The sequence below is a fragment of the Nocardia harenae NBRC 108248 genome (assembly GCF_001612885.1).
Classification (GTDB): domain Bacteria; phylum Actinomycetota; class Actinomycetes; order Mycobacteriales; family Mycobacteriaceae; genus Nocardia; species Nocardia harenae.
On record NZ_BDBH01000001.1, the window covers coordinates 518,225 to 540,395 of the forward strand.

22 protein-coding genes are annotated in these 22,171 nt (G+C 74.0%); 12 read left to right on the plus strand and 10 right to left on the minus strand.

Annotated features, from left to right (window positions below; translation table 11 throughout):
* Positions 1–79: 79 nt before the first annotated feature.
* Complete coding sequence (locus tag NH2_RS01965) at positions 80–850, plus strand: DUF6928 family protein (RefSeq protein WP_369690021.1); 771 nt, start codon at positions 80–82, stop codon at positions 848–850.
* A gap of 6 nt (positions 851–856) precedes the next feature.
* Here the strand turns inward: NH2_RS01965 and NH2_RS01970 are convergent, their stop codons facing one another.
* Both NH2_RS01970 and NH2_RS01975 read right to left on the minus strand, forming a co-directional pair.
* The gene (locus NH2_RS01970; protein ID WP_067647126.1) at positions 857–1,144 is read right to left on the minus strand and encodes a DUF2537 domain-containing protein; all 288 of its coding nucleotides are present in this window, start codon (positions 1,142–1,144) and stop codon (positions 857–859) included.
* Complete coding sequence (locus tag NH2_RS01975) at positions 1,141–1,944, minus strand: TrmH family RNA methyltransferase (protein WP_067647129.1); 804 nt, start codon at positions 1,942–1,944, stop codon at positions 1,141–1,143. Before NH2_RS01975 ends, NH2_RS01970 begins: the two co-directional genes overlap by 4 nt.
* Before the next feature lie 76 nt (positions 1,945–2,020).
* Between NH2_RS01975 and NH2_RS01980 the strand changes: the two genes are divergently transcribed.
* Positions 2,021–3,211 (plus strand): GNAT family N-acetyltransferase, encoded by a 1,191-nt coding sequence (locus NH2_RS01980; RefSeq protein WP_067647132.1) that lies wholly within the window; start codon positions 2,021–2,023, stop codon positions 3,209–3,211.
* A gap of 31 nt (positions 3,212–3,242) precedes the next feature.
* Positions 3,243–3,662, plus strand: coding sequence for a YccF domain-containing protein (locus NH2_RS01985; RefSeq protein WP_067647135.1), 420 nt, complete (start codon positions 3,243–3,245; stop codon positions 3,660–3,662).
* 17 nt (positions 3,663–3,679) lie between these two features.
* Here the strand turns inward: NH2_RS01985 and NH2_RS01990 are convergent, their stop codons facing one another.
* The gene (locus tag NH2_RS01990) at positions 3,680–4,117 is read right to left on the minus strand and encodes an Rv0880 family HTH-type transcriptional regulator (protein WP_067647138.1); all 438 of its coding nucleotides are present in this window, start codon (positions 4,115–4,117) and stop codon (positions 3,680–3,682) included.
* 65 nt (positions 4,118–4,182) lie between these two features.
* Here NH2_RS01990 and NH2_RS01995 point away from each other — a divergent pair, with 65 nt between their 5' ends.
* Positions 4,183–4,422, plus strand: coding sequence for a DUF2530 domain-containing protein (locus tag NH2_RS01995; protein WP_067647141.1), 240 nt, complete (start codon positions 4,183–4,185; stop codon positions 4,420–4,422).
* A 58-nt stretch (positions 4,423–4,480) separates the two neighbouring features.
* Here the strand turns inward: NH2_RS01995 and NH2_RS02000 are convergent, their stop codons facing one another.
* A complete protein-coding gene (locus NH2_RS02000) occupies positions 4,481–6,514 on the minus strand; it encodes a neutral/alkaline ceramidase (protein ID WP_067647143.1) in 2,034 nt (677 codons plus the stop codon).
* Between the two features lie 114 nt (positions 6,515–6,628).
* Here NH2_RS02000 and NH2_RS02005 point away from each other — a divergent pair, with 114 nt between their 5' ends.
* Positions 6,629–7,255 (plus strand): TetR/AcrR family transcriptional regulator, encoded by a 627-nt coding sequence (locus tag NH2_RS02005; protein ID WP_084505137.1) that lies wholly within the window; start codon positions 6,629–6,631, stop codon positions 7,253–7,255.
* Between the two features lie 111 nt (positions 7,256–7,366).
* Here NH2_RS02005 and NH2_RS02010 read toward each other — a convergent pair whose 3' ends face one another.
* Both NH2_RS02010 and NH2_RS02015 read right to left on the minus strand, forming a co-directional pair.
* Entirely contained in the window at positions 7,367–10,438 is a 3,072-nt protein-coding gene (locus tag NH2_RS02010) for a sacsin N-terminal ATP-binding-like domain-containing protein (RefSeq protein WP_245650378.1), read from the minus strand.
* Complete coding sequence (locus NH2_RS02015) at positions 10,429–11,424, minus strand: DUF3027 domain-containing protein (RefSeq protein WP_157103562.1); 996 nt, start codon at positions 11,422–11,424, stop codon at positions 10,429–10,431. Before NH2_RS02015 ends, NH2_RS02010 begins: the two co-directional genes overlap by 10 nt.
* Before the next feature lie 17 nt (positions 11,425–11,441).
* On the opposite strand from NH2_RS02015, the gene NH2_RS02020 reads away from it, so the two are divergent.
* The 3 genes from NH2_RS02020 to NH2_RS02030 are packed head-to-tail and all read left to right on the plus strand — an operon-like array spanning position 11,442 to position 14,561.
* Entirely contained in the window at positions 11,442–12,218 is a 777-nt protein-coding gene (locus NH2_RS02020) for a glutaminyl-peptide cyclotransferase (protein ID WP_067647148.1), read from the plus strand.
* Between the two features lie 49 nt (positions 12,219–12,267).
* The gene (locus NH2_RS02025) at positions 12,268–14,016 is read left to right on the plus strand and encodes an MFS transporter (protein WP_067647151.1); all 1,749 of its coding nucleotides are present in this window, start codon (positions 12,268–12,270) and stop codon (positions 14,014–14,016) included.
* A gap of 14 nt (positions 14,017–14,030) precedes the next feature.
* Positions 14,031–14,561, plus strand: a complete 531-nt coding sequence (locus tag NH2_RS02030) for a DUF2771 domain-containing protein (RefSeq protein WP_067647154.1) — start codon at positions 14,031–14,033, stop codon at positions 14,559–14,561.
* Positions 14,562–14,568: 7 nt separating this feature from the next.
* On the opposite strand, the gene NH2_RS02035 is transcribed toward NH2_RS02030, so the two are convergent.
* Positions 14,569–14,997 (minus strand): cold-shock protein, encoded by a 429-nt coding sequence (locus tag NH2_RS02035; RefSeq protein ID WP_174552787.1) that lies wholly within the window; start codon positions 14,995–14,997, stop codon positions 14,569–14,571.
* Between the two features lie 142 nt (positions 14,998–15,139).
* Here NH2_RS02035 and NH2_RS02040 point away from each other — a divergent pair, with 142 nt between their 5' ends.
* Together NH2_RS02040 and NH2_RS02045 are read left to right on the plus strand one after the other, a co-directional pair.
* Positions 15,140–15,361, plus strand: coding sequence for a hypothetical protein (locus tag NH2_RS02040; RefSeq protein WP_067647159.1), 222 nt, complete (start codon positions 15,140–15,142; stop codon positions 15,359–15,361).
* Between the two features lie 387 nt (positions 15,362–15,748).
* The gene (locus NH2_RS02045; RefSeq protein WP_067647162.1) at positions 15,749–16,375 is read left to right on the plus strand and encodes a transglycosylase family protein; all 627 of its coding nucleotides are present in this window, start codon (positions 15,749–15,751) and stop codon (positions 16,373–16,375) included.
* A gap of 85 nt (positions 16,376–16,460) precedes the next feature.
* Here the strand turns inward: NH2_RS02045 and NH2_RS02050 are convergent, their stop codons facing one another.
* Positions 16,461–16,649: a hypothetical protein gene (locus NH2_RS02050; RefSeq protein WP_067647165.1), complete on the minus strand. Its 189-nt coding sequence runs from the start codon at positions 16,647–16,649 to the stop codon at positions 16,461–16,463.
* Between the two features lie 74 nt (positions 16,650–16,723).
* Between NH2_RS02050 and NH2_RS02055 the strand changes: the two genes are divergently transcribed.
* Entirely contained in the window at positions 16,724–19,015 is a 2,292-nt protein-coding gene (locus NH2_RS02055; RefSeq protein ID WP_067647168.1) for a helicase-associated domain-containing protein, read from the plus strand.
* 16 nt (positions 19,016–19,031) lie between these two features.
* Here NH2_RS02055 and NH2_RS02060 read toward each other — a convergent pair whose 3' ends face one another.
* The gene (locus NH2_RS02060; protein WP_245650379.1) at positions 19,032–19,493 is read right to left on the minus strand and encodes an LppU/SCO3897 family protein; all 462 of its coding nucleotides are present in this window, start codon (positions 19,491–19,493) and stop codon (positions 19,032–19,034) included.
* A gap of 367 nt (positions 19,494–19,860) precedes the next feature.
* Here NH2_RS02060 and NH2_RS02065 point away from each other — a divergent pair, with 367 nt between their 5' ends.
* Entirely contained in the window at positions 19,861–20,739 is an 879-nt protein-coding gene (locus NH2_RS02065) for a hypothetical protein (protein ID WP_067647174.1), read from the plus strand.
* Here the strand turns inward: NH2_RS02065 and NH2_RS02070 are convergent.
* Positions 20,736–22,133 (minus strand): M1 family metallopeptidase, encoded by a 1,398-nt coding sequence (locus NH2_RS02070; RefSeq protein WP_067647177.1) that lies wholly within the window; start codon positions 22,131–22,133, stop codon positions 20,736–20,738. The genes NH2_RS02065 and NH2_RS02070 overlap by 4 nt on opposite strands.
* Between the last annotated feature and the right edge of the window lie 38 nt (positions 22,134–22,171).

Consider the following 22,171-nt stretch of genomic DNA (forward strand, 5'->3'; position numbering starts at 1 on the left):
GCGCCTTTCAGCAGCGCAGAGCGGAAGTCTTTCGGCGCGCATAGGAGTTGCCCGGGCGGTTTCGTGCCACCATCGATGGGTGTCCGAGCTGAAGAGGGTCGCCGAGCCGAACAGTGCCACCGCGCTGGAGCCGCCGTCGTCCGGGAAGGCGTCGACGCTCTGGTACGTCGACACCCCCGACCCGCTCGCGGTGCTGCGCGCCGGGCACGAACCGGACCAGGCCGCCGCGCTCGCGCTGGCCCGGCTGCTCTACGCCGACTTCGACGTGGTGCCGCACCCGGTCGGCACGCTGGCCGGGTCGGCGGGGCCCGCCGCCGACGAGGTGTTCATCGGCTGTCTGCCCGGGCTCACCGTGCTCTGTGCCGCGCAGGCGGCGCTCATCCGGCCGACCGCGCTGCCCGAGCTGCTGGTGCGGCCGCTCGCCTCCGAGCACACCTACCTGGTGTCGTTCGACAGCGCGCACGGCTGGGGCGCCTTCGCGCACTGGGAGCGCGGCGAGTTCCGCCGCTCGTTCAGCTCCAGCCGGCTGCACATCGTGGAGGACGAGGGGTTGCCGCTGGTCTGGGAGCGGCCGTACTGGGCCGGCGAGCACCCGGTGCGCTGGCGCGCGGGCGAGCTCCCCGACCCGCAGTCGCTCCCCTTCGACCCGCCCGATTTCGCCGATGCCGCCAATAACGAGTGGCTCGGGTTCCACTACCGCTCCGCACCCGCGGAAGGGGCCTTGACCTCGGCGGACATCACCGTCTGCGGGTTCACGCTGTTCCCGCGCGGTGCGGCGCCGGTGCCGTCCGCGCCCCCGGCCCGCCCGCCGAAGCGCGGCCTTCTCGACCGGCTGCGCGGGCGCCACTGAGCCGGATCACCCCGCCAGGGCGGCGCCGAGGAGGGCGATCCAGCCGATCACGACGCCGGCCGCACCGCCGCCGAGCACCCACCGGGTGACCGGGGCGAAACGCCAGCGCCAGGCAGTGGGCGCGGCGCCGCCCGCGGCGATCAGGTTCACCGCGACGGCGAGCAGCGGGTGCACCGCGCCGAGCGCGGCGCCGAAGGCGAAGACCGCTACCGCGGTGAGCGCGCCGACCAGCGCGGCGACGGCGATCCCCGCGGCCCACGGGGTGGGGTCGCGGTAGGGCGGCGGCTCGATCATCGGGTGCGCACCCGCTCGTAGAAGGCCATGGCCGCGGCGGTGGCGACATTCAGCGAGTCGGTCCCGGCCGACATGGGGATCCTGGCCCGCACATCGCAGGCCGCCATGGCCTCCGGCGTGAGCCCGGGCCCCTCGGCGCCGAGCAGCAGCGCGACCCGCTCGCCGGACATGGCGGTGGCGAGGTTCGCCGCAGCGGGGTCCGGGGTGAGCGCGACGGTCTGGAAGCCGCGGCGGCGCAGCTCGGCCAGGCCGAGCGGCCACTCCGGGACCGGCGCGAACGGCACCCGCAGCGCGTGCCCCATGGAGACCCGCACCGAGCGCCGGTAGAGCGGGTCGGCGCAGCGCTCGCCGAAGAGCACCGCGTCCGCGCCGAGCCCGGCGGCATTGCGAAAGATCGAGCCCAGGTTCTCGTGGTCGTTCACGCCCTCCAGCACCGCGACGGTGTGCGCGCCGTCCAGCAGCTCCGCCATGGTGCGGGCGGCCGGCCTGCGCGCCACCGCGAGCACCCCGCGGTTCAGGTGGAATCCGACCACCTCCGCCATCACCTCGGCCGAGGTGCGGTAGCAGGGCACCGCCACCCCGGCCAGATCACCGGCGAGCTCCTCGAAGCGCCGCGCCACGCCGAGCAGCGCGCTCGGGGCGAACCGGGAGCCGAGCATGCGCCGCACCACCACGGTGCCCTCCGCGATCACCAGCCCCTTGCGGCCGGGCAGGTCCGGGCGGCGATCGGCGTTCTTGAGATCGCGGAAGTCGTCCAGCCTGGGGTCGGCGGGGTCCGCGAGGTCGATCACTTCGGCCACCGCACCATCCTGCCCGCTCGGCGGGGCGGGCGAAAATCCGATGCGGCGCACCCGTCGGGCGTGCGAGGGTCCAGGGATGACCCCGCACCCCGCAGCGCGCATCCGCCCGGCGGAGAAAGCCGATCTGGCCGCGATCCGGCTGCTGATCGAGACCGCGTTCGGCACCCGCTACGACCCGGTGGAGCCGGAGCACATCTGGACGCTCTTCCCGGTGGACCGGGCGCTGGTCGCCGAGGTCGACGGCCGCCTGGTCGCGCATTCCCAGACCGGTCCGATGACGGTCACCGTGCCCGGCGGGCAGCTGCCCGCCATCGGCATCTCCGGGGTCGCGGTGGCGGCGCCGCAGCGCCGCCGCGGCCTGCTCCGCGCGCTGTACTCCGAGCAGCACCGGCAGTTCGCGGCGGAGGGCATTCCGCTGGCGGCGCTCACCGCCAGCGAGGGCGGCATCTACGGCCGCTTCGGCTACGGCGCGGCGGCCAGGGAACACCGGATCCGGCTGGACCGCCGCTTCGCCCGGTTCCTGCCCACCGCGCCCGACCCCGGCGGCGTGTACCAGGTGTCGGTACCGGAGGCCGAGCCCGAGATCCGCCGGATCTACGACACCTGGCGCCGGGTGACCCCGGGCGCCCAGGAGCGGCCGGACGCCGCCTGGGCGCTCGCCTTCGCCGACGCGCCGCGGCTGCGCAACGGCGGCGGCGACCTCTTCGCCTTCCTGCACCCGGACGGCTACGCGCTCTACCGCCACCACGACGACCAGTCGATCGAGATCAAGGAGCTGCGCACGCTCACCGCCGACGCGCACGCCGCGCTCTGGCGCGCGCTCTGCGGCCGCGACCTCAGCCACGACCTGGTGGCGCCGGTCACCGGCGACGACCCGCTCCCCTACCTGCTGGTCGACCCCAGGCAGGTGCGCACGGTCGCCGGGTACGACACCCTGTGGCTCCGCATCATGGACATCCCCGCCGCGCTCACCGCCCGCCGCTACGACGCCGACCTGGAAACCGTTGTCGCGGTCGACGATCCCTTCCTGGACGCCGGCGGCGCCTTCGCGCTCCGGATCAGGGACGGGGTCGCCGAGTGCGCGCCGACGGCGGCCGAGCCGGAGCTGTCCATGGGGCTGGACGTACTCGGCGCGATCTATCTGGGCGCGCATCCGGCCCGCGCCTTCGCCGCCGCGGGCAGGCTGCGGGGTGCGCCGGAGCGGGTGCGCGCGCTGGAGCGGGCCTTCGCCTGGCGGCGGGACGCCGTCCTTGGCTGGGGATTCTGACCCGCATGTCCGATTCTGGCATCCTGGTGCCATGAAGCCGATTCAGCTGGTGCTCAATATCCTGTGGCTCGTGTTCAGCGGATTCTGGCTGGCACTCGGCTACCTCGCGGCGGCGCTGCTCTGTTTCCTGCTCTTCTTCCTGGTGGTGCCGATCCCGTTCGGCGTCGCCTCGCTGCGGATCGCGGCCTACGTGCTGTGGCCGTTCGGGCGCACCACGGTGGAGAAGCCGGGGGCGGGCGCCGGATCGCTGATCGGCAATGTCATCTGGTTCATCGTCGCGGGCTGGTGGCTGGCGCTCGGGCACCTGCTGACCAGCATTCCACTGTTCCTGTCGATCATCGGGATCCCGTTCGGCTGGGCCAATCTCAAGCTCATCCCGCTGTCGCTGTTCCCGCTGGGCCGGGACATCGTGGAGAGCGACCAGCCGTTCGGCGCCCGCGGAGCGGGCTAGTTCAGCACAGCGGCGCGTCAATCACTTTCCGCGACGATCTTCTTCATGATGCCGACGGCGCGGTTCAGCACCTCGATCTCGTCGTCGTCCAGGCCGGAGAGCTGCTCGGTCATCCACGCCTCGCGGGCGCTGGCCTCGTCGGCGAGCAGCGCCTGCCCCGCGGGCGAGAGCGAGACGATGATCTGCCTGCCGTCGGTGGGGTGCGGCTTCCGCTCGACCAGCCCGAGCTCGGTGAGCGAGGCGATCACCCTGGTCATCGATGGCGGCTGCACCCGCTCCTTGGCGGCGAGCGCGCCCGGCGTCATGGCGCCATCGCGCAGCAGCGTGGCGATCGCGGAGAGCTGGGTCAGCGAGATCTGCGAGTCGGCACGCCTGCCCCGCAGGTGCCGCGTCAGCCGGACCACCGCCAGCGAGAGCTCGCCGGCCAGGGCGCGGACGTCCGTTGGCGTTGTCACAGTGGTGAACGATACGTGACCGGCAGGGGCCCATGCCGAATTCACCGGACGGCTACTGTGGAGGCGTGACGCAGCAGGTACCGGAGATCCCGCCGCGGCTGACCGACCCACGCCCCGTGCTCGCCGTCGGCGGCGCGCTGTGGCTGGTCGCCACGGTCGTGGTCTGGTCCGGCGGGGAGCGCTGGGCCGGGGCGCTGCCGCTCTGCCTGATGGGGCTGCTGGTCGGCGCGCTCGCGCTCGGTATCTACCTGATCCAGCTGCGCGGGGCGCGGCGCGGGGACAAGGGCGCGCAAACCGGTCTGTAGCGCAAGGCGACGCCCGGCCGGGTCGGGCCGCGGCGCGTAGGGTCCGGCCGGAATACCCTCAGCCGACCTCGAATTCGGCGCTCGTGCCGGTGAAGGGCCGGATGGCACCGTCCGCGTCGAGCGCGTCGGCGAAGTGCACGAAGCGGAACCGGCCCGACGTCCCCGCGGGGATGTCCCAGCGGAACCGCGCCACCGATTCCCCGGACGGCCCGCGCCGCCAGTGAAACCGCACCTCCCACTCGCCCTCGTTGGCCGCCCGCCGCCAGGAGCCGTCCACCGCCAGCCGCTGCACCTCGAGGAAGGTGCCGTTGCGGCGCGGGTTGTGCTTGGGGTGCGCGGAGACGAACTCCACCTCGGCCGCGGCCCCGGCCGGATATGCCGGCGCGGGCTGCACCAGCACGTCACCGAAGCCCCGCCCGGCGGGCAGCGGGTCCGGGCCCGCGCCGACCTGGAGGTTGGGCTGGATATTCGAGACGTCGCGCGGGGCAGGCCCGCGCCCGACCGGCTGCCTCGCGGCCAGCGCCCGCGCCAGCCGGTCGAATTCCTGCTGGTAGGCGCAGAGCGTGTAGCGGCCGAAGAGCGTCGAGCCACCCTCGTACTGCTGCGCGTCGTACTCCTCCGGCGTCGCCACGTACTGCGAGTAGGCATTGGCGTAGCCCTGCAGCAGCACCTGCGCCGGGTCGACGCCGAGCGCCGCCGCCACCGTGCGCCGCACCCGCAGCCCGGAGACGATGGTGAACTCCGCGCCCGCCGCCGCCAGGTACAGCTCGCCGAGCCGGACGATCTGCACCGGAAGCACATTCGGCACCCACGGCACCGGCGGCATGAGCCCGAGCGGCGCCGCGATGAGCTTGGGCGCCTGTGCGTCGGCCAGCCAGGCCGGGGTGGGGGTGTCGATGCCGCCGAGCGCGTCGGCGAGCGGGTTGCGCACCCCCTCCGGTACCGGCCCGCCGGGCAGCCCTGGCCCGTCCTCGACGCTGCCCGCGAAGAGCGAGACCCCCACCGCGGCAGGCGCGGTGCGGTGCGGCAGGCCGTCGGGGGTGAAGCGGCCGTCGATGCCGGTGTCGGCGAAATCGACGTAGCAGAGCAGCGAGTCGACGGTGCCGCCGAACGGCGCCGCGGCGGCCAGCGCGCGCTCGGCCGCCGCGTACTGCCGCTCGCCGAGGATCCTGGTGTTGTCGAACTCGTCCTCGGTGGGGCCGGAGCCGGGGCGCAAGTTCAGGTTCGGTGACATGTCCCCGGCATTGGTCTGCGCGAAGGCCGCCACGAAGCCAGGGGCGCCGTCCAGGTAGCGCACGCCGTTGCGGTCGTGCTCGAAGGTGTAGGCGGCGTAGCCCTTGTTGTCCGAGCTGATCAGCCGGTTGCTGTTGGTCATCGAGGTGTTGTGCGTGGCGAACCAGGTGATCACGCCGATCCGCCTGCCGCCGCGCAGCAGCGCGAGCGCGGTGACCGCGGGGTCGATGGCGTCGGGGAACGCGGCGCGGTCGGCGTCCGGGTTGCGCTCGAAGGCGACCCGGGAGCGGTTCACGCTGGCGTCGTGCAGCTCGGCGCGGCCGAATGCCAGTGTGCCGGGCGCGAGGTCGGCGTGCGCGGCGGCGATCGCCTCCACGATGCCGTTCACCTCGGCGTCGTACACCTGCTGCTGGAAGCCGAGGATGGAGAGGTTGTAGGCGTAGTCGTGCGCGGAGCCGCCGCAGGTGGCGTGCGAGTGCGTGGAGGTGAGCACCACGTTCTGCTCGGTGTAGAGATCGCCGAAGCGGCGGGCGAGTTCGGCGAGCACGCCGCGGTGCACGGACTGGAAGATCATGCCGTTCTCGGCCACCACGAAGACCACCCGGCGCCCGCCGTGCGCGAGCGCGAAGGCGCGGGCGCGCGGCCGCAGGTGGATGCCTGCGGTCTGCTGCTCCTGCTGCGAGTAGCCCATCATGCCGCACTCCGCGGCCGGGCCGGTGATGTCGGAGATGCCCGCGCCCACCAGATATCCGCCCGGCTCCGCGCGGGCCGGGGCCGGTCGGGTGAGCGCACCCGCCGCCAGCCCGGCGACGGGCAGCGCCGCCGCACCGTGCAGAACGGTCCTGCGTGCCACCGACATCCACGTCTCCCTTCGCTGCCCTGCGAGGGAACCATACAACTGGACAACCGTCCAGGGGGTGTGGACGGCGCGGTGAAATTGACTGCGACCGTCGCGACAGGTTTGCTTGCGGGCGTGTCCTCCCGATTGAGCGTCGAAGAACGACGGGCCCATCTCATCGAGGCCGCCATCGGTCTCGCCGAGAAGAAGGGCGTGGCGGGAGTGACGACGCGGGATGTCGCCCAGGCCGCCGGGGTCTCGCTCGGGGTGGTGCACTACTGCTTCGAGAACAAGGACGCGCTGATGACCGAGCTGGTCAAGGCGCTCTCCACCGAGCTGCGCGAGTCCATCGACACCAATGCCGCCATCTGGGACGGGGCGGGCACCGGCACCGGCGCGCTGCGCGAACTGGTGCGGGCCGGGCTGGAGCTGCTCTGGCAGAACGTGGAGTCGACGCCGGAGCGGCAGATGCTCAGCTACGAGACCACCACCTACGCGCTGCGCGAGGGCGAGCAGACGCCGGCCAAGCTGATCATCGCCCGCGAGCAGTACACCTTCAACGACGCGACCGTCGGCGCGGTGCTGGAGAACGCCCGCGAGGCCACCGGCACCCGCTGGACCACCCCGGTCGGCTCGCTCAGCCGCTTCACCCTGAACCTGATCGACGGCCTGGTGCTGCGCTGGCTGGTGGACGGCGACAGCGGCGCCGCGCGCACCCAGCTCGACCTGCTGGCCGAGCTGGTGGCGAGCAAGGCGGAGTAGCCGCCTGGGTTTCGGCCGGTCCGGCCAGGAGTTCGGCCGGACGACCGCGAGCCGGTCCGGCCGGGAGTGCCGGGGGCCGGGTGGCCGGGACGCCGGGCGGCGCGGTGCGCGTCAGCGCGGGGCGCGCAGGTGGGTGGCGGCGCCGTCGTGCCACCACGGCACATCGGCCTCGGCTTCGACCGCGCCGGTGAGCCGGACCCGGAGGCCGCCGTCGTGCAGCAGCAGCGGGCCGGGGTGCTCCGGCAGGGCGTAGAGGCCGGGCGCGACGATGGCGAAGGGCTCGCTCTCCCACTCCGTTTCGCGGCCGGGGGTGAGCACCTCGGCGGTCACGGCGGCCGAGGCCAGCGGCAGCTCGAGCAGCGTCGCCAGGGCTTCGGCCTGGGCCGGGTCGCCCGCGACGATGCGGTCGGCGGGGAGCGCGAAGCCGAACCAGGGCAGGTCGAGCACGAGGGCGTCGGCGGGGTCGAGCACCGCGCCGGAGAGTGCGCGCACCCGCTCGGGGAGCTCGATGTCCTCGATATCCAGCGTCTCCGCCGCCACCGCGGCCGCGAGCAGGCGGTGGGTGCGCGCGATCACCGCGGGCTGCGGGGTGCGCTGCGGGTCGGCGAGCGCGGCGAGCAGGGCGCCGGCGAGCTCCGGGGTGAGCGCGGCCGGGTCGGCGAGCAGCGGGCGCAGCGCATCGAGGCGGCCCGCCAGCTCCGGCGGGTCGAAGACATCGATGAGTCCGGCGAAGGCGGGGTCGGCGGGGTGCCGGAGCAGGCCGAGCGGGGTGCCGCGGTAGCTGGCGTGCGTGCGCAGCCACCAGGCGGTGTAGCCGTCGCGGTCGGCGAGCAGCGGGCGGGTGCGCTCGCCGTCGAGCAGCAGGGTGAGCGCGCGCGGCCAGGCGTCGTCGGCCACCAGGTCGAGGTCGCGGACCGCGGCGAGCAGTGGCGGGTCCTCGGCGAGCCCGTCCCACCAGGTCTCCTCGTCGTCCAGGTCGTGGTCGGGACCGGTCGGGTCGGGCTCGGTGATGACGGAGAAGTCCCAGCTCACGCCGACCGCGCGCAGGCCGGTCGCGCCGTACCCCTCGACCACCGCGGTGGCGACGGTGCCGAAGGGGGCGTCCTCGACCAGGACGTCGCGCAGCGGGGCGCCGGGGAGCAGGAGTTCGTCGGCGGGGCGCGGCTCGCCGGTCTCGTCCGGCACCTCGAGCAACCCGATCCAGCGCGGGAGCGGGACGGTGGTGAGCTCGGCCAGCCGGAGCACCGCGTCGACCAGGTCCTCGTCGTCAGGGGCGTCGTCGAGTTCGGCGCGCAGGGCGGGGTCGGTGAGCAGGTCGAGCGCGTCGGCCTGGCGGGCGCCGAGCCGGGTGAGCAGCGGGTGCGCCGCCTCCGGGTGCACCAGCCGGGACCAGTGCACCGGGACGACGACGGTGAGCTCCTCGTCGAGCACGGTGGTGCGCGGGCCGCTCACCAGCCTGCCGTCGGCGAGCGGGACCGCGAGCGCGCCCAGCTCCTCCGCGGTGCGCGGGTCGGTGACGTAGGGCTCCAGCGCGGCGTAGAGCCGGTGCCACCAGCGGGCCGGGCGCTCCAGGCCGGAGCTGTGCTCGGCGATCAGCGCCGGGGTGAGCAGCGGGACGTCGAGCGTGGCGAGGGTGCGGACGGCGGCGGTGTCGGAGAGTTCGGGGATGACGAGGGGGCCCGCGAAACCGGCGAGGAGGTCGGCGAGTTCCGGGGTGAGGTCGGGGAGGACGCGGGCGCGCGCGGGCAGTTGCGCGGGCGCGGCGGGCCGCGCGTCGACCCGATCGGCGCCGGGCTCATCACCGGCGGGCCGGGCGGCACCCTCGGCCTCGCCGGGCCACCCGGCAGCCGTGTCGCTGTCGAGCCGCGGGGCCGCCGCGCCGGCGGACAATGTGGCGGACGAGCCGGTGTGCCGCACGCTGTCGCCGCCGGACTCCGGCAGCGCCTCGGCGGTGCCGGAGCCGGTCCGCGGCACGACAGCAGCCGGCGGCGGGTCGGGGAGGTCCCACGGATCGACCACCCGCGAATCCGTCGGCACCGGCGCGTAGGCGGAGGCCGACCCCGCGCCCGGCTCGGCGAACTCGTCCGGGACGGCGACCACCGGCAACCACGGGTGCGTACGGAGTTCCCGGACGACGGCCGCCCGCAGCACGGCATCCGCCTCGCCGAGCGGGAACCCCGGTGCGGGGACGAGCACCAGCCGGTCCCGGGGCGGCAGCGCGGCCGCGAAATCGGCGTACCCGGCGGCGTACTCGGCGAGCTCGATGCCGGGCAGCAGGCGGCGCCGGTCCGGCTGCATGGGGATATCGGCGATGAGCAGCGCGGGGAGCGAGAGTTCCTCGTCGGAACGGGTGGGTGCCCGCAGCACGTCGGGCGCGGCGGGGTGCGGGCGGCCGTCCCGGAGCGGGACCAGCCAGCGGCCGCGCGCGGTGCGGTACTCCCACCAGCGCTTCGGCTCGGCGCCGCCGGTGATGGTGAGCTCGGTGAGCCCGGCCCCGGCCGGGCGCTCGGCGCGGGTGTAGCGGCTGCCCGCGATCTCCAGCACGGCGAGCGCGGGCAGCTCGAGCAGCAGCTCGGCCGCCTCGGCGGCGAAACCGGCGAGCAGGGCGGCCGGGTCGACATCCGCGCGCAGGGTGAGCACGACCTCGGTGTCGCCGGTGGCGGGAGCGGTGCCGAGCGGCCAGGCCAGCCGCAGCACCGGCACGGGCACCCCGGCCAGCTCGGCGAGCCGATCCGGGGCGGCGGCCGCGGCGGCGGCTCGGGTATCGGCGAGCGAGAAGCGCACGCCGCCGGTGCGCGAGCGCACCTCGATCTCGTCGGCGACCGCGCGCACCGCGGTGAAGCCGACGCCGAACCGGCCGACGCTCTCGTCCGCCTTGTCCGATGCCCGCAGCGCGGTGAGCGCGCGCACGCCGGTGATGTCGAGCGGCGCACCGGTATTCGCGACGTGCAGGGTGCGGCCGTCCAGCCACACCGTGAGCACGCCGCCTGCCCCCGCCTTGGCGGCGGCGTCGGCCGCGTTCTGTGCCAGCTCGGTGAGCAGCCGGTCGCGGTACCCGGCGACCACCAGATCGGCCTCGGAGGCGGCGTCCTCGCGCAGCCGGGTCGGCGAATCCCGCCAGGCGGCGATGACCGCCGCGCGCAGCGCCGCCGTGCCGAACGGGTCGTCCCCGGTCAGCTCCACGGACCCGGCTCGGGCGCCGCCTCCGCCTCGTCCGGCGTCAGCGCGGGCGCCACCGCCGACCCGTCGGCCGCGATCGACTCGCCCTCCGCCACCGGCGCCGAGCCGCCCGCGTCGGCCTCGGCCGCGGAATCCACCGGCGCAGCCGCCTCGGCCGCAACGCCTGGCTCGGCCGCGACGGCGACCGTACCGGCCCCCGGCTCCGCCGCACCGGCCTCCGGCTCCGGGGCAGCGGCGACCGGCGGCGCGATGGTGACCACCTCGACCGCGGCATCGTCATACGCCTCGTACCGCGCCGACCCGCCGCCGGAGGGCAGCTCGGTGTCCGAGTGCGCCCCGCACCCGTACCGGGTGTGCACGACCCGCCCGTCCGCCCCCATGACATTCCCGCAGACCCCGAAGGCGGCCCGCATGGCACCGGCGAGCGGCAGGAAGAACCCGCAGAGCCCGCAGGTGGACGGCGCCGCCCTCGCCATCTCGGCACCCGGCCCGAACTCGCCGAACCAGCGCTCGGCCGCCTCCTCGCGCCCCTCCGGGCTGAGCACCTTCGGACGCCCGAGCCCGATGTCCCGCGCGACCTCGTCGACCGCCGGGTCGCCGTTCAGCACGTACCCGGGCACCAGCCGCGGATCGTTCTCGGTGGGCGGAAGCAGGTCTCCCGGCCCGAGGTCACCGGGGCGCACCCGCTGCTCCCACGGCACGAAGTCCGGCGCGACCAGCGCGTCCGGCCCCGGCAGCAGGGCGGACTCGCTCACCGTCACCCGCTCGTCGCCGGGCGCCGCCGCCACCACGACGGCCCACTGCCAGCCCCGATAGCCGGGGAGGGTGGCCTCGAAGCGGTGCGTCGCCGCGGCCTCGTCCTCGGAACTCACCCCGAGGTGTGCCCCCACGCCGGACGATTCCAGCTCGAGGAGCGCACGTCGAGCCAGCTCGACGGCGTCGGCCAGGAGGGGCCGTACGCCGGCCTCCGTAACAGAAACTGCGCTCACGGCCTACATTTTGCCGCATGGAACCCAACCGGCGTACGTCGGCCGCTCTGCTCGCGCTCGCTCTGCTCGCCATGGCCGCGTGCGGGGGCGCGGGCGAGGACACGCCACGCTGGCGGATCGAGGTGCTCGGCACCCGCCCGCACACCCCCGGCGCCTTCACCCAGGGCCTCGACGTGGCCGGGCCGGTGCTCTACGAGAGCACCGGCAAACCCGGCCAGTCCTGGGTGCGCGCCACCGACCTGGCCACCGGCGCCGAACTGGCGCGGGCCGACCTGCCCGCGCCGCTTTTCGGCGAGGGGATCGCGCGTGTCGACGATTCGGTGTGGCAACTCACCTGGCAGGACGGCATCGCCGTCGAGCGCGACCCCGCCTCCCTGGCCGAGCGCCGCCGGGTGCCCTACGACGGCGAGGGCTGGGGGCTCTGCGCCCGCGCGGGCACGCTGGTCATGAGCAACGGCTCCGACACCCTCACCTTCCGCGACCCCGCCACCTTCGACATCACCGGCAGCACCAGGCTCACCGGCCACAACGAGGCGCGGCTGAACGAACTCGACTGCGCGCCGGACGGTTCGGTGTACGCCAACAACTGGCCGGGCAACGAGATCCTGCGGATCGACCCCGACTCCGGCGCGGTGCTCGCCACCATCGACGGCTCCGGGCTGCTCTCCGCCACCCAGCGCGCGACCGCCGATGTGCTGAACGGCATCGCGCACCTGCCGGGCACCGATCGCTTCCTGGTGACCGGCAAATACTGGCCGACGGTCTTCGAGGTCCGGTTCGTCCCGGAGGGGTGAGCCCGCCGCCGGTGAACACCACCCGCGCGGATGCGCCAGAATTGAGGGCGTGACCACTCCCCGCGAACCTTCCGGTGCCAACCGCGGTCGCTGGGACGGCGACGACGAGACGGACCCGAGGCACCCAGGCTTCGATCGGTACCCCCCGCCGAACGGCGCCCGCGGGCCGCTGCCCCGGCTCGACACCGAGCGGGCGCCGAACCGCCCGCTTCCCCCGGCGCAACCGGCGCCGCGCCAGCGCCCGTTCATCCGCAAGCGCGCCCCGCGCACCGGCCCGCGGGTGGACCACCCAGGCAGCACCCGCCCGAACACCATCCCCTTCGAGACCGAGCCGGAGCAGCAACCGCCCGGCGACGAGCAGCGGCGGGTGCCACGCAAACTCACCGTGACCCGGGTCGCCGCCATGCGCGGCCGCGAGCTCACCGAGCGCGGCATCGCGACCTTCCAGCGCGCCGCCAAGGCGAACGGCGCCGACGAGTCCGGGCTGACCGCGCTCACCTACGCCACCATGGCGAACTTCGCGCTGGACGCGGCGATCGCGGTGGCGCTGGCCAATACCCTCTTCTTCGCCAGCGCCACCGCGGAGAGCAAGACCAATGTGGCGCTCTACCTGCTCATCACCATCGCGCCGTTCGCGGTGATCGCCCCGCTCATCGGCCCGCTGCTCGACCGGCTGCAGCGCGGCCGCAGGCTCGCGCTCGCCACCTCGTTCGCCGCGCGCGCGGTGATCGCGGTGCTGCTCATCCTGGAGTTCGACACCTGGGGGCTCTATCCGCTCGCGCTCTGCATGCTGATCGGCAGCAAGTCGTTCGCGGTGCTGAAGAGCGCGGTGACGCCGCGGGTGCTGCCACCCGAGATCGACCTGGTGCGCACCAATTCCCGGCTCACGGTCTTCGGCCTGGTCGGCGGGACGCTCGGGGCGGGTGCGGTGGCAGCGGGCACCGCGGCGGTCTTCGGCTCCAACGGCGCGCTGGTGCTGGCCACGCTGATCGCCGTCGCCGGGGTCGTCCTGAGCCTGCGGATCCCCTCCTGGGTGGAGGTCACCGAGGGCGAGGTGCCCGCGACGCTCGGCTACCACGGCGCCGACGCCACCACCGAGGTGCTCGCGCCGGACGCCGCCGCCACCGTGCCCGCGCGCAAGCGCAGGCAGCCGCTCGGCCGCTCGGTGGTCACCGGGCTCTGGGGCAACAGCGGCATCCGGGTGCTCACCGGGTTCCTCACCTTCTACGTGGCCTTCGTGGCGAAGGGCAGCGGCGAGAGCCCGGTGCGGCAGGCGGCCATGCTCGGCGCCGTCGGCGCGGCCGCCGCGATCGGCAACTTCGCGGGCAATGCCACCGGCGCCAGGATTCCGCTCGGCAGGCCCGCACTGATCGTCGTCTACTGCGCCACCGGCTGCACGGTGGTGGCGGTGCTCGCCCTGGTACTGAACAACCTGCTCGGCGCGGTGATCGCCGCGCTGGTGGCCTCCGCGGCCAGCGCGCTGGCCAAGGTATCGCTGGACGCGGCTATCCAGGACGACCTGCCGCCGGAGTCCATCGCCTCCGGTTTCGGCAGGTCGGAGACTGTGCTCCAGCTGAGCTGGGTGATCGGCGGGGCGGGCGGTGTGCTGCTGCCGACCGACTGGTGGAAGGGTTTCGCGGTGGTGTCCGGTGTGCTCATGCTCGGGCTGATCCAGACCGTGCTCAGCCACCGCGGCCACTCGCTGCTGCCCGGGCTCGGCGGCAACCGGCCACAGCACGCCGAGCAGGAAGTGCCGCACGCCACCAGGGCCGACCCGAGCCCGCCACCCACTCGCTGAGGAGAGCCCCGCTGGTGAACGCCAGAACCCGTACCGTCGTCGCGATCTCCGCCGTCGTCCTGCTCGTTGCGGTCGCCGCCTACGCGGGCGTGCTCGCCCTGCTGATCCGGGACGCCCCGCGCAAGGATCCGGCGGTCACCGCGTACGCGCACGGCCGCACCGTGACCGTCGAGCCGTTCCTCTACTGCTCGGTGACCATGGCGGACTGCCGCTACGGCGAGACCGTCGACCTCGAGGTGCCGCCCGGCTACCCGCTGCAGCTCTCGCTGCCGCCGCAGATCGCCGAGGCGCCCTGGCTGGCCCAGCTCATCTACGAGCGCCCGGACGGCGAGCAGGTGGACCGGCTGGTCGCGCACGACGACTTCGGGAAGGACGTGCTCGCGGTGACGCTGGACTCCCGGCCGGAGCCGAACCTGCGGCTGGTCGGCGTCGAGCTCCAGCTGCCGATCCTGGCCAGGGACGAAACCGGCCGGGAGTTCTACGTGCCGCACGCCGCCTGGTCGATCAATACCGCGCCGGACGAGCGCGGGCAGCCCGCGGAGTGAGGCCGGGTCAGTGGTCGAGCTCGCGGGCGACCGCGCGCACCACCTCGGAGATCCGCTGCGCGGTCTTGCGATCCGGGTAGCGGCCCTTGCGCAGGTCCGGCTGCACCGTCGCCTCCAGCAGCGTGATCATGTCCTCGACCATGCCGTGCAGCTCGTCCGGGGTGTGCCTGCGGGCGACCGGCTCGCGCCGCTCGCTCCGGCCCGCGCGCTCCTGGCCCTGCCGCACCGATGGCGGCGCCTCCAGCAACTTGAGGCTGAGCGCCTGCGGGCCGCGGCGGCCCGCGGCCATGCCGAACTCGACGCGCTGGCCGGGCTTGAGCCCCTCGATACCGTCGGGCAGCGCGGACGAGCGGACGTAGACGTCCTCACCCTCGTCCTGCGAAAGGAAGCCGAAGCCCTTTTCGACGTCGTACCACTTCACCCGGCCGGTCGGCACTGTGCTCACCCGTTCATGTTCGGAGATACCGGGGGACGCCCCGGTGCGAAAAATACGCGCCCCACACCCGTGGGACGCGACCGTTCCGCCAAGTCTACCCCGGTGCGGGTGCCCCCAGCACGCGAGTTCTACCGTCGACGGCGTGACCTCCCCTTCCAGCCCGCGCAGGCCGGGCGATCGGCTGCTGCACGTCGCGCTCGGGCTCTTCGGCGTCGGGCTGCTGGCGATCATCGCCATCTTCCTCACCCCGATTCTCAGCGACGCGGAGCCGGGGCTGCCGCTGTACCTGCTCGCCATGCTGGCGCCGCTCGGCTTCCTGCTGGCGCTCGTCTACGCGCTCCGCTCCGGGCGGCGGGCGCGTTAACCGGCGCGGCCCGTTTTCGTTACCCGCCAAGCATTGTGATCCTCATCACATAACGAGCCGATAACGGGCCGGTGACGATCGGAAGCCGCTCCCTATTACCGCCGATCACCTGGGCGGACGGCGGAGCACCGGCGCGATGCGGGTTCGAGACCCCCGGACGCGCGGCGGTTACCAAATAGTGATTTTTCTCCGGATCCGTCGTACCGTTTGTCGCGCAGCCGGAAGACATTCCGGCAGTGCCGGACCCGCCGCACCGAGCTTCGCCCCGCGGGAACGGAACAAGCCGACCCAAGCTCAGGGGCGAAGTTCGCAGGTGATCGGGCCGACGAACGCACGCGGTTCGCCTGGCACCGGCCCCCAGGTGCGGACGAGAGGAAGACACCGGACATGAGTGGACGCCATCGCAAGCCGACCTCCACGGGACGCACCGTTGCCAAGGTTGCCCTGACCAGCGCCGTCATCGGCAGCGCGGGTGTGTCCCTCGCTGGCAACGCCGCCGCCGCGCCGGATTCCGACTGGGATCGCCTGGCCGCGTGTGAGGCCGGCGGCAACTGGGGCATCAACACCGGCAACGGCTTCCAGGGCGGGCTGCAGTTCTCCCCGAGCACCTGGAAGGCGCACGGAGGCGGCGAGTACGCCGCGTCCGCGCACAATGCCTCGCGCGAAGAGCAGATCGTGGTGGCCGAGCGGGTGCTCGCCTCCCAGGGCTGGGGCGCCTGGCCGTCCTGCTCGGCCAAGCTCGGCCTGAGCAGCGCGCCGACCCAGCGTTCGGCCCCGGCGGAGACGGCCCCGAGCTGGGCCCCGCAGGACGCGCCGCAGCAGCAGGCGCAGGCCGACCCGAACCAGGAGATCTACACCGCCGTCGAGCGGGCGGTCGCCGTGGTGCAGGCGCAGGGCGTGCACATCCCGCAGCAGGCGCTGGATCTCTTCAACGCCGCGAAGGCGCAGAACGCCCAGCTCGACCCGGCGCTGGTCGGCTTCTACGAGGCGAACAAGGGCATGCTGCCCTCCTGAGCCGCGAACGATCACGGGCCCCGCATCCTCGAGATGCGGGGCCCGTGATCGTTCGGGCGCCGGATTCGCGGCAGCCGGACCGGATTCAGCGATTGACCACCGTGTGCGGGTGCACGTAGGGCAGGTCCTCGACGGGGAGCGGGAACTCGGTGTCCTCACCGAACGGCGAAAGGTTGCCGGAACGGGCCGAGGAGAGTTCGGTCACGGCGTGCTCGCCGTCGGCGACCTTGGGCCAGCCGTTGTCGACATACGGTTTCTTCGATTTGTTCACCACGCGTCCCATTCTGGCAGATTCCCGGCGACCGCGGAGTGGGGACACCTCTCCGCCGCACCCGTAGTCTGAATCGGATGTCCACGATCGACTCGCTCACCGGCTGGCTCAGTGCCTCCGACGATGCTTCGCTGGTGGGGCTGCTGGAGCTGCGCCCGGACCTGGCCGTGCCGCTGCCGTCCTCCATGACGGTGCTCGCCGCCAGAGTGCAGCAGCGCGCCTCGGTGCTGCGCGCCACCGAGGAGCTGAACACCCTCGAGTTCGCGATCGTCGAGGTGCTGGCCAGGCACGGCACCGAGCGCCCGCCCGGCGACCGCACCCCGCTCACCCGCGGCGCCCTGCGGGAGCGGCTGCGCGACCGGGTCGGCGCCGCCGCGCTGGACGCCGCGCTCGCCCGGCTCATCGACCGCGCCCTGGTCTGGGACGACGGCGAGGAGCTGCACCTGGTGCCCGCCACCGCCGACGGGCTGCCCTGGCCCATCGGCAGCGCGACCGAGATCCCGGACGAGCTCACCGAGCCCGAGGTCACCGCGGCGCTGGCCCGGCTCGGCGAGGCGGAGCGCGCCCTGCTGGAGAAGCTCGCCACCACCGGCCCGCGCGGGCGCACCAGGGACGCGGGCCCCGGCGCCGACCCGGCCCGCCCGGTCCCCCGGCTGCTCGCGGCCGGGCTGCTGCACCGGGTGGACGACGAGACCGTCGAGATCCCGCTCACCGTCGGCCAGTTGCTCCGCAACGAGGCGGTTACCCGGCCGCACGTCCTGGTCCAGCCGGAGCCTGCCCGCACCCAGTACACCCTGGCCGAGGCCAATGCCGCCGCCGCGGGCGAGGCCGGCGAGTTCCTGCGGCACGCCGCCGCCGTGCTCGCCGCGCTCGGCGCGATGCCTGCCCCCGCGCTGCGGGCGGGCGGGCTCGGGGTGCGCGAGCTGCGCCGGGTGTGCAAGCAGGCCGGGGTGGACGAGCCGCGGGCCGGGCTGCTGGTGGAGGTGCTCGCCGCGGCCAGGCTGCTGGAGAAGGGGCTGCCCGACCCGGCGCCCGACCTGGACGCCACCGACGACTTCTGGGCTCCGACCCCGCAGGCCGACGGCTGGGGCGAGGCGCCGCCCGCCCGGCGCTGGGCCGTGCTGGCCAGGGCCTGGCTGCAGCTGGACCGGATGCCGTGGCTGATCGGCAGCCGGGACGCCGCGGACAAGCCGCTGCCCGCGCTCGCGCTGGAGCTGCGCAGCCCGCACGCGGTGCGCGACCGGCGGGCCATCCTCGGGCTGCTCGCCGAATTCCCGCCCGGCACCGCGATTCCGGCCGCCGACATCTCCCGCATCCTGGCCTGGCGGGAGCCGCGGCGGCGCAGGCAGTACCGCCCGGAGGCGGTCGCCCGCACGCTGGCGGAGGCCACCGCGCTCGGCGTCATCGGCCGGGGTGCGCTCACCTCGGCGGGCCGTGCGCTGCTGCACGGCAGCGCCGATGGCGACGCCGAGGCGGAGATGGCGGCCGCGCTGCCGGAGCCGGTGGACCACGTGCTGGTGCAGGCCGACCTGACGGTGGTCGCGCCCGGCCCGCTGCTGCCCGAGCTGGAGCAGCGCATCGCGCTCACCGCGGATGTGGAGTCGGCGGGCGCCGCCACCGTGTACCGGGTCGGCGAGGCGTCGGTGCGGCGCGCGCTGGACGCCGGGCTGACCGCGGCCGAGCTGCACGCGCTCTTCGGCACGCACTCGCGCACCCCGGTGCCGCAGGCGCTCACCTACCTCATCGACGATGTCGCGCGCAGGCACGGCAGGCTACGGGCGGGGATCGCGCAGTCCTTCCTGCGCAGCGACGATCCGGCGCTGCTCGCCCAGGTATTGGCCGCGCCGGTGGCGGCCGAGCTGGCGCTGCGCGGCATCGCGCCGACCGTGGCCATCGCGCAGGCCCCGCTCGGCGAGGTGGTGGAGCGGCTGCGGGCGGCGGGCTTCGCCCCCGCGGGCGAGGATTCCGCGGGCGCCGTGCTCGACCTGCGCCCGCGCGGCGCGCGCATCCCGGCGCGCAGCACCGTCCGGCAGGCCTACCGCCCGACCCCGCCGAGCACCGCGCAGCTGGAACAGCTGGTGGCCGAGCTCAGGGCCGGGGAGCGCGCGGCGGGGGCCAGGTCGGGGCGCTCGGTGCGCACCGACGGCACCAGGACGAGTACCGCCGCCACCCTCGCGCTGCTGCAGCTGGCCGCGCGAGTGCGGCGTTCGGTGAATATCGGCTATGTCGACGCCGCCGGCGTCGCCACCCAGCGGGTGGTGGAGCCGCTGAAGGTCGGCAACGGTCAGCTCGACGCGCTGGACCCGGTGACCGGCGCGGTCCGGCAGTTCACGCTGCACCGGATCGCGTCGGTGGCACTCCTGGAGTAGCGAAGAAGACGGCGAGCTACGCCGTTGGCGAGCCGAGGCAGAAGGTCACCTTCGGCTCGTCGACGGTGATGAACTTGTCGGCGTCCTCGCCGCACAGCAACTCGTCGACCTGGCCGTCGATCCGCTTCACCACCTTGAAGGTGGCCTCGGTGGCGGCACAGTCGGCGTACTTGTACCCGGTGAGCATGCTGTCCTCGTAGCAGCTGCCCTCCTTGAAGTTCGGCGCGAGGCACAGGAAGGCCGTGGTGCTGTCGCCGAGCGTCTCCTCGTAGGAGGTGTAGTCGGCCGCGCACTCGGTCTTGGTGTCGTAGGTCTGCACGACCTGGTAGACGGCCTTCTCCGAGGAGCAGTCGATCGGCTCCGTCTTGGAGTCGACGGCCGAGCCCTCGATCACGTTGATGCAGTCGCCGGCCTTCGCCTTGGCGGTGTCGGACTTACCCGCGTCCTCGATGAACGAACAACCGACCACGGCAACCACGGCCGCGGCCGCCGATACGAGGGCGAGCGCGGCACGTGCCGACCGCCTCGTCGCAGGGAACTTCACGGATTGGACCTCTCTCACCGAATGTTCGCGCTGATCGCGAACTCGGAGAGACTATCGTCAGGGCCGGAGACGCGCATTAACGACATCTCCGGCCGATATCGAACGTGGGTGCGGAGGTCAGACCAGGGCCCAGAGCACCAGCGCGGTACTGCGGAGAATGTTCGGGAGGAGCTGCCCGAGCAGCATCAGGGACGAGTAAGGGGTTTCCACAGGGCATACCTTCCGCAGAGCTCAGGTCGAGCGGTCGAGCAATTCGTGAATCGTGTCGAGCCGGGAAATCCGGTCGTTACGCTCGAGAAGTATGAGCCTCAGCGACGTCGCCGTCGAGCTGTACGGTCTCGCCCCCGGCGAATTCGTGGCAGCCAGGGCCGAGCGGGTGGCCACCGCGAAGGCGGCGGGCGAGCGGGAGCTGGCCGCCGCGATCGGCGCGCTGCGCAGGCCGACGGTGGCCGCGTGGGCGGTGAATCTGCTGGCGCGCTCGGCATCGGAAGAGGTCGGCGCATTGCTCGCGCTCGGAGATGCGCTGCGCACGGCCCAGCGCGAGCTCTCCGGACCGCGGCTGCGCGCGCTCACCGCGCAGCGCGGGCAGGTGGTGAATGCCCTGGCCAAGCGGGCCGCCGAGCTCGCCGCCGAGCAGGGCAGACCGGTCGGCGATGCGGTGCTCCGGGAGGTCGGCAACTCCCTGACGGCGGCACTGGCCGATCCGGAGGTGGCGGAAAAAGTCCGCCTCGGCACCCTCGCCAGTGCCACCAGCTACGACGGCTTCGGCCCCGCGGGGCCGGAGCTCGCCGTCGTCGCCGCCCCGAAACCGCCCGCCCCGGCGAAGAAGGCCCCGCAGCGCGATTCCGCGAAGCAGCGGCGGGCGGAGGCGGCCGCCGAACGCCGCCGCGAGATCGAGCGCCGGATCGCCGCGGCCGAGGCGGAGCTCGGCACCGCGGAATCCGAGCGCGATTCGGCCGAAAAAGCCGCGACGGCGGCGGCGGAAACGCTGCGCGACAATGCCGCCCGCATCGAGGAGCTGCGCGCGGAGCTCGCCGCCGCCGAGGAGCGGCACCGCTTCGCCCGCACCGCGGAGCGGGCGGCGCGGGAAACCCTGCGCGCGGCCGAGACCGAAACCGAGCGGGCCCGCCGCCGGGTGGAGACGGCGCGGCGCGCGCTGCCCGGCCAGGACCGGCCCTAGCCGCGCAGGCTGCCCGGGAAGAGGTATTCGTCCGGCGGCGGGGTCTCGCCGCCGAGCCAGGCGTCGAAGAAGCCGTCCAGCGGGACCGGGGTGCGGCGCTGCACGAACGACCGCCAGTCCGCCATGGCGGCATTGCCCCCCGCGTACTCCGCCTGGAAGTCGCGCAGCGCGGCGAAGAAGACCTCGTCGCCGACGGTGCGCCGCAGGGCGTGCAGGAACAGCGGCCCGCGGTAGTAGACCGAGGTGAACTCGGCACCGGCGCCGGGGTTTCCGAGCGGGATCTGCCAGAAGCGCGGCACGTCCCTGAACCGCCGCACGGTGTCGCGGTACTCGGCGTCCACGTCGGCGCCGTCGACGCGCTCCGGCCACAGGTAGTCGGCGGTGTAGGAGGCGAAGCACTCGTTCAGGCAGATATCGGCCCAGGAGCGGATCGAGACCGAATCGCCCCACCACTGGTGCGCGATCTCGTGCACCACGGTGTTCAGGTCGACCCACTCGGCGTAGGTCGGCCTGGTCTGGGTCTCCAGCGAGAAGGGCAGCTCGGTGTCGAGGTAGATGCCGCCGGCCGCCTCGAACGGGTAGGGGCCGAAGAGATCGGCGGAGAAGCCGAGGATCTCCGGGAGCCGCTGCTCCAGCTCCCGGTGCCGCACCGCGCCGGGGGCGAAGCCGCTCAGGATCGGGGTGCCGTCGGCGGCGGTCTGCTCCAGGAATTCGAAGCGGTCGACGGCGACGGTGGTCAGGTAGCCGATGGTGGGGTGGCGATTCTCCCAGTCCACGTGGCGCTGCCCGGCGATCACCTCGTCCCTGGTGCGCACGCCGTTGCCCATCACCTGCCATTCGGCCGGGACGGTGGCGCGCAGGGTGAAGGTGGCCTTGTCCAGCGGGGTGTCGTTGAGCGGGTACCAGGTGCGCGCCGAGTGCGGCTCGCCCGCGGCGAAGGCGCCGCCGGAGGGGGCGAAGGTCCAGCCCTCGCCCCCGGTGTCCGGCATGGGGCCGCCGTAGTCGACGATCACCCGGAAGGGCAGCCCGGGCAGCAGCGGGAGCAGCGGGGTGATCACCAGCTCCTGCTCGTCCTGGCTCCGGAAGGCGGCGGGCAGGCCGTTCACCGTCACCATGCGTACCGGCGGGCCGGTGTAGTCCAGGTGGAAGGCGCGCAGCGGCTGGGTGGCGGTGGCGTCGATGGTGGTGGTGCCGTCCAGGACGCGGCTCGGCGGGTCGTAGCCGATCCGCACGTCGTAGTGCGCCGCGTCGTAGCCGCCGTTGCCGTCCAGCGGGTAGTACGGGTCGCCGAGGCCGGGCGCGCCCGCGAAGGGGTCCGGCTGCGCGGCCGCCGGACCGGCCGTGACCAGCGCACACAGCGCCACCAGTAGCAGTGCCGCGCCCGTCGACCGCATACCCCTCCTCCGCCCGCCGTGATGTCGCCGAGCCTACG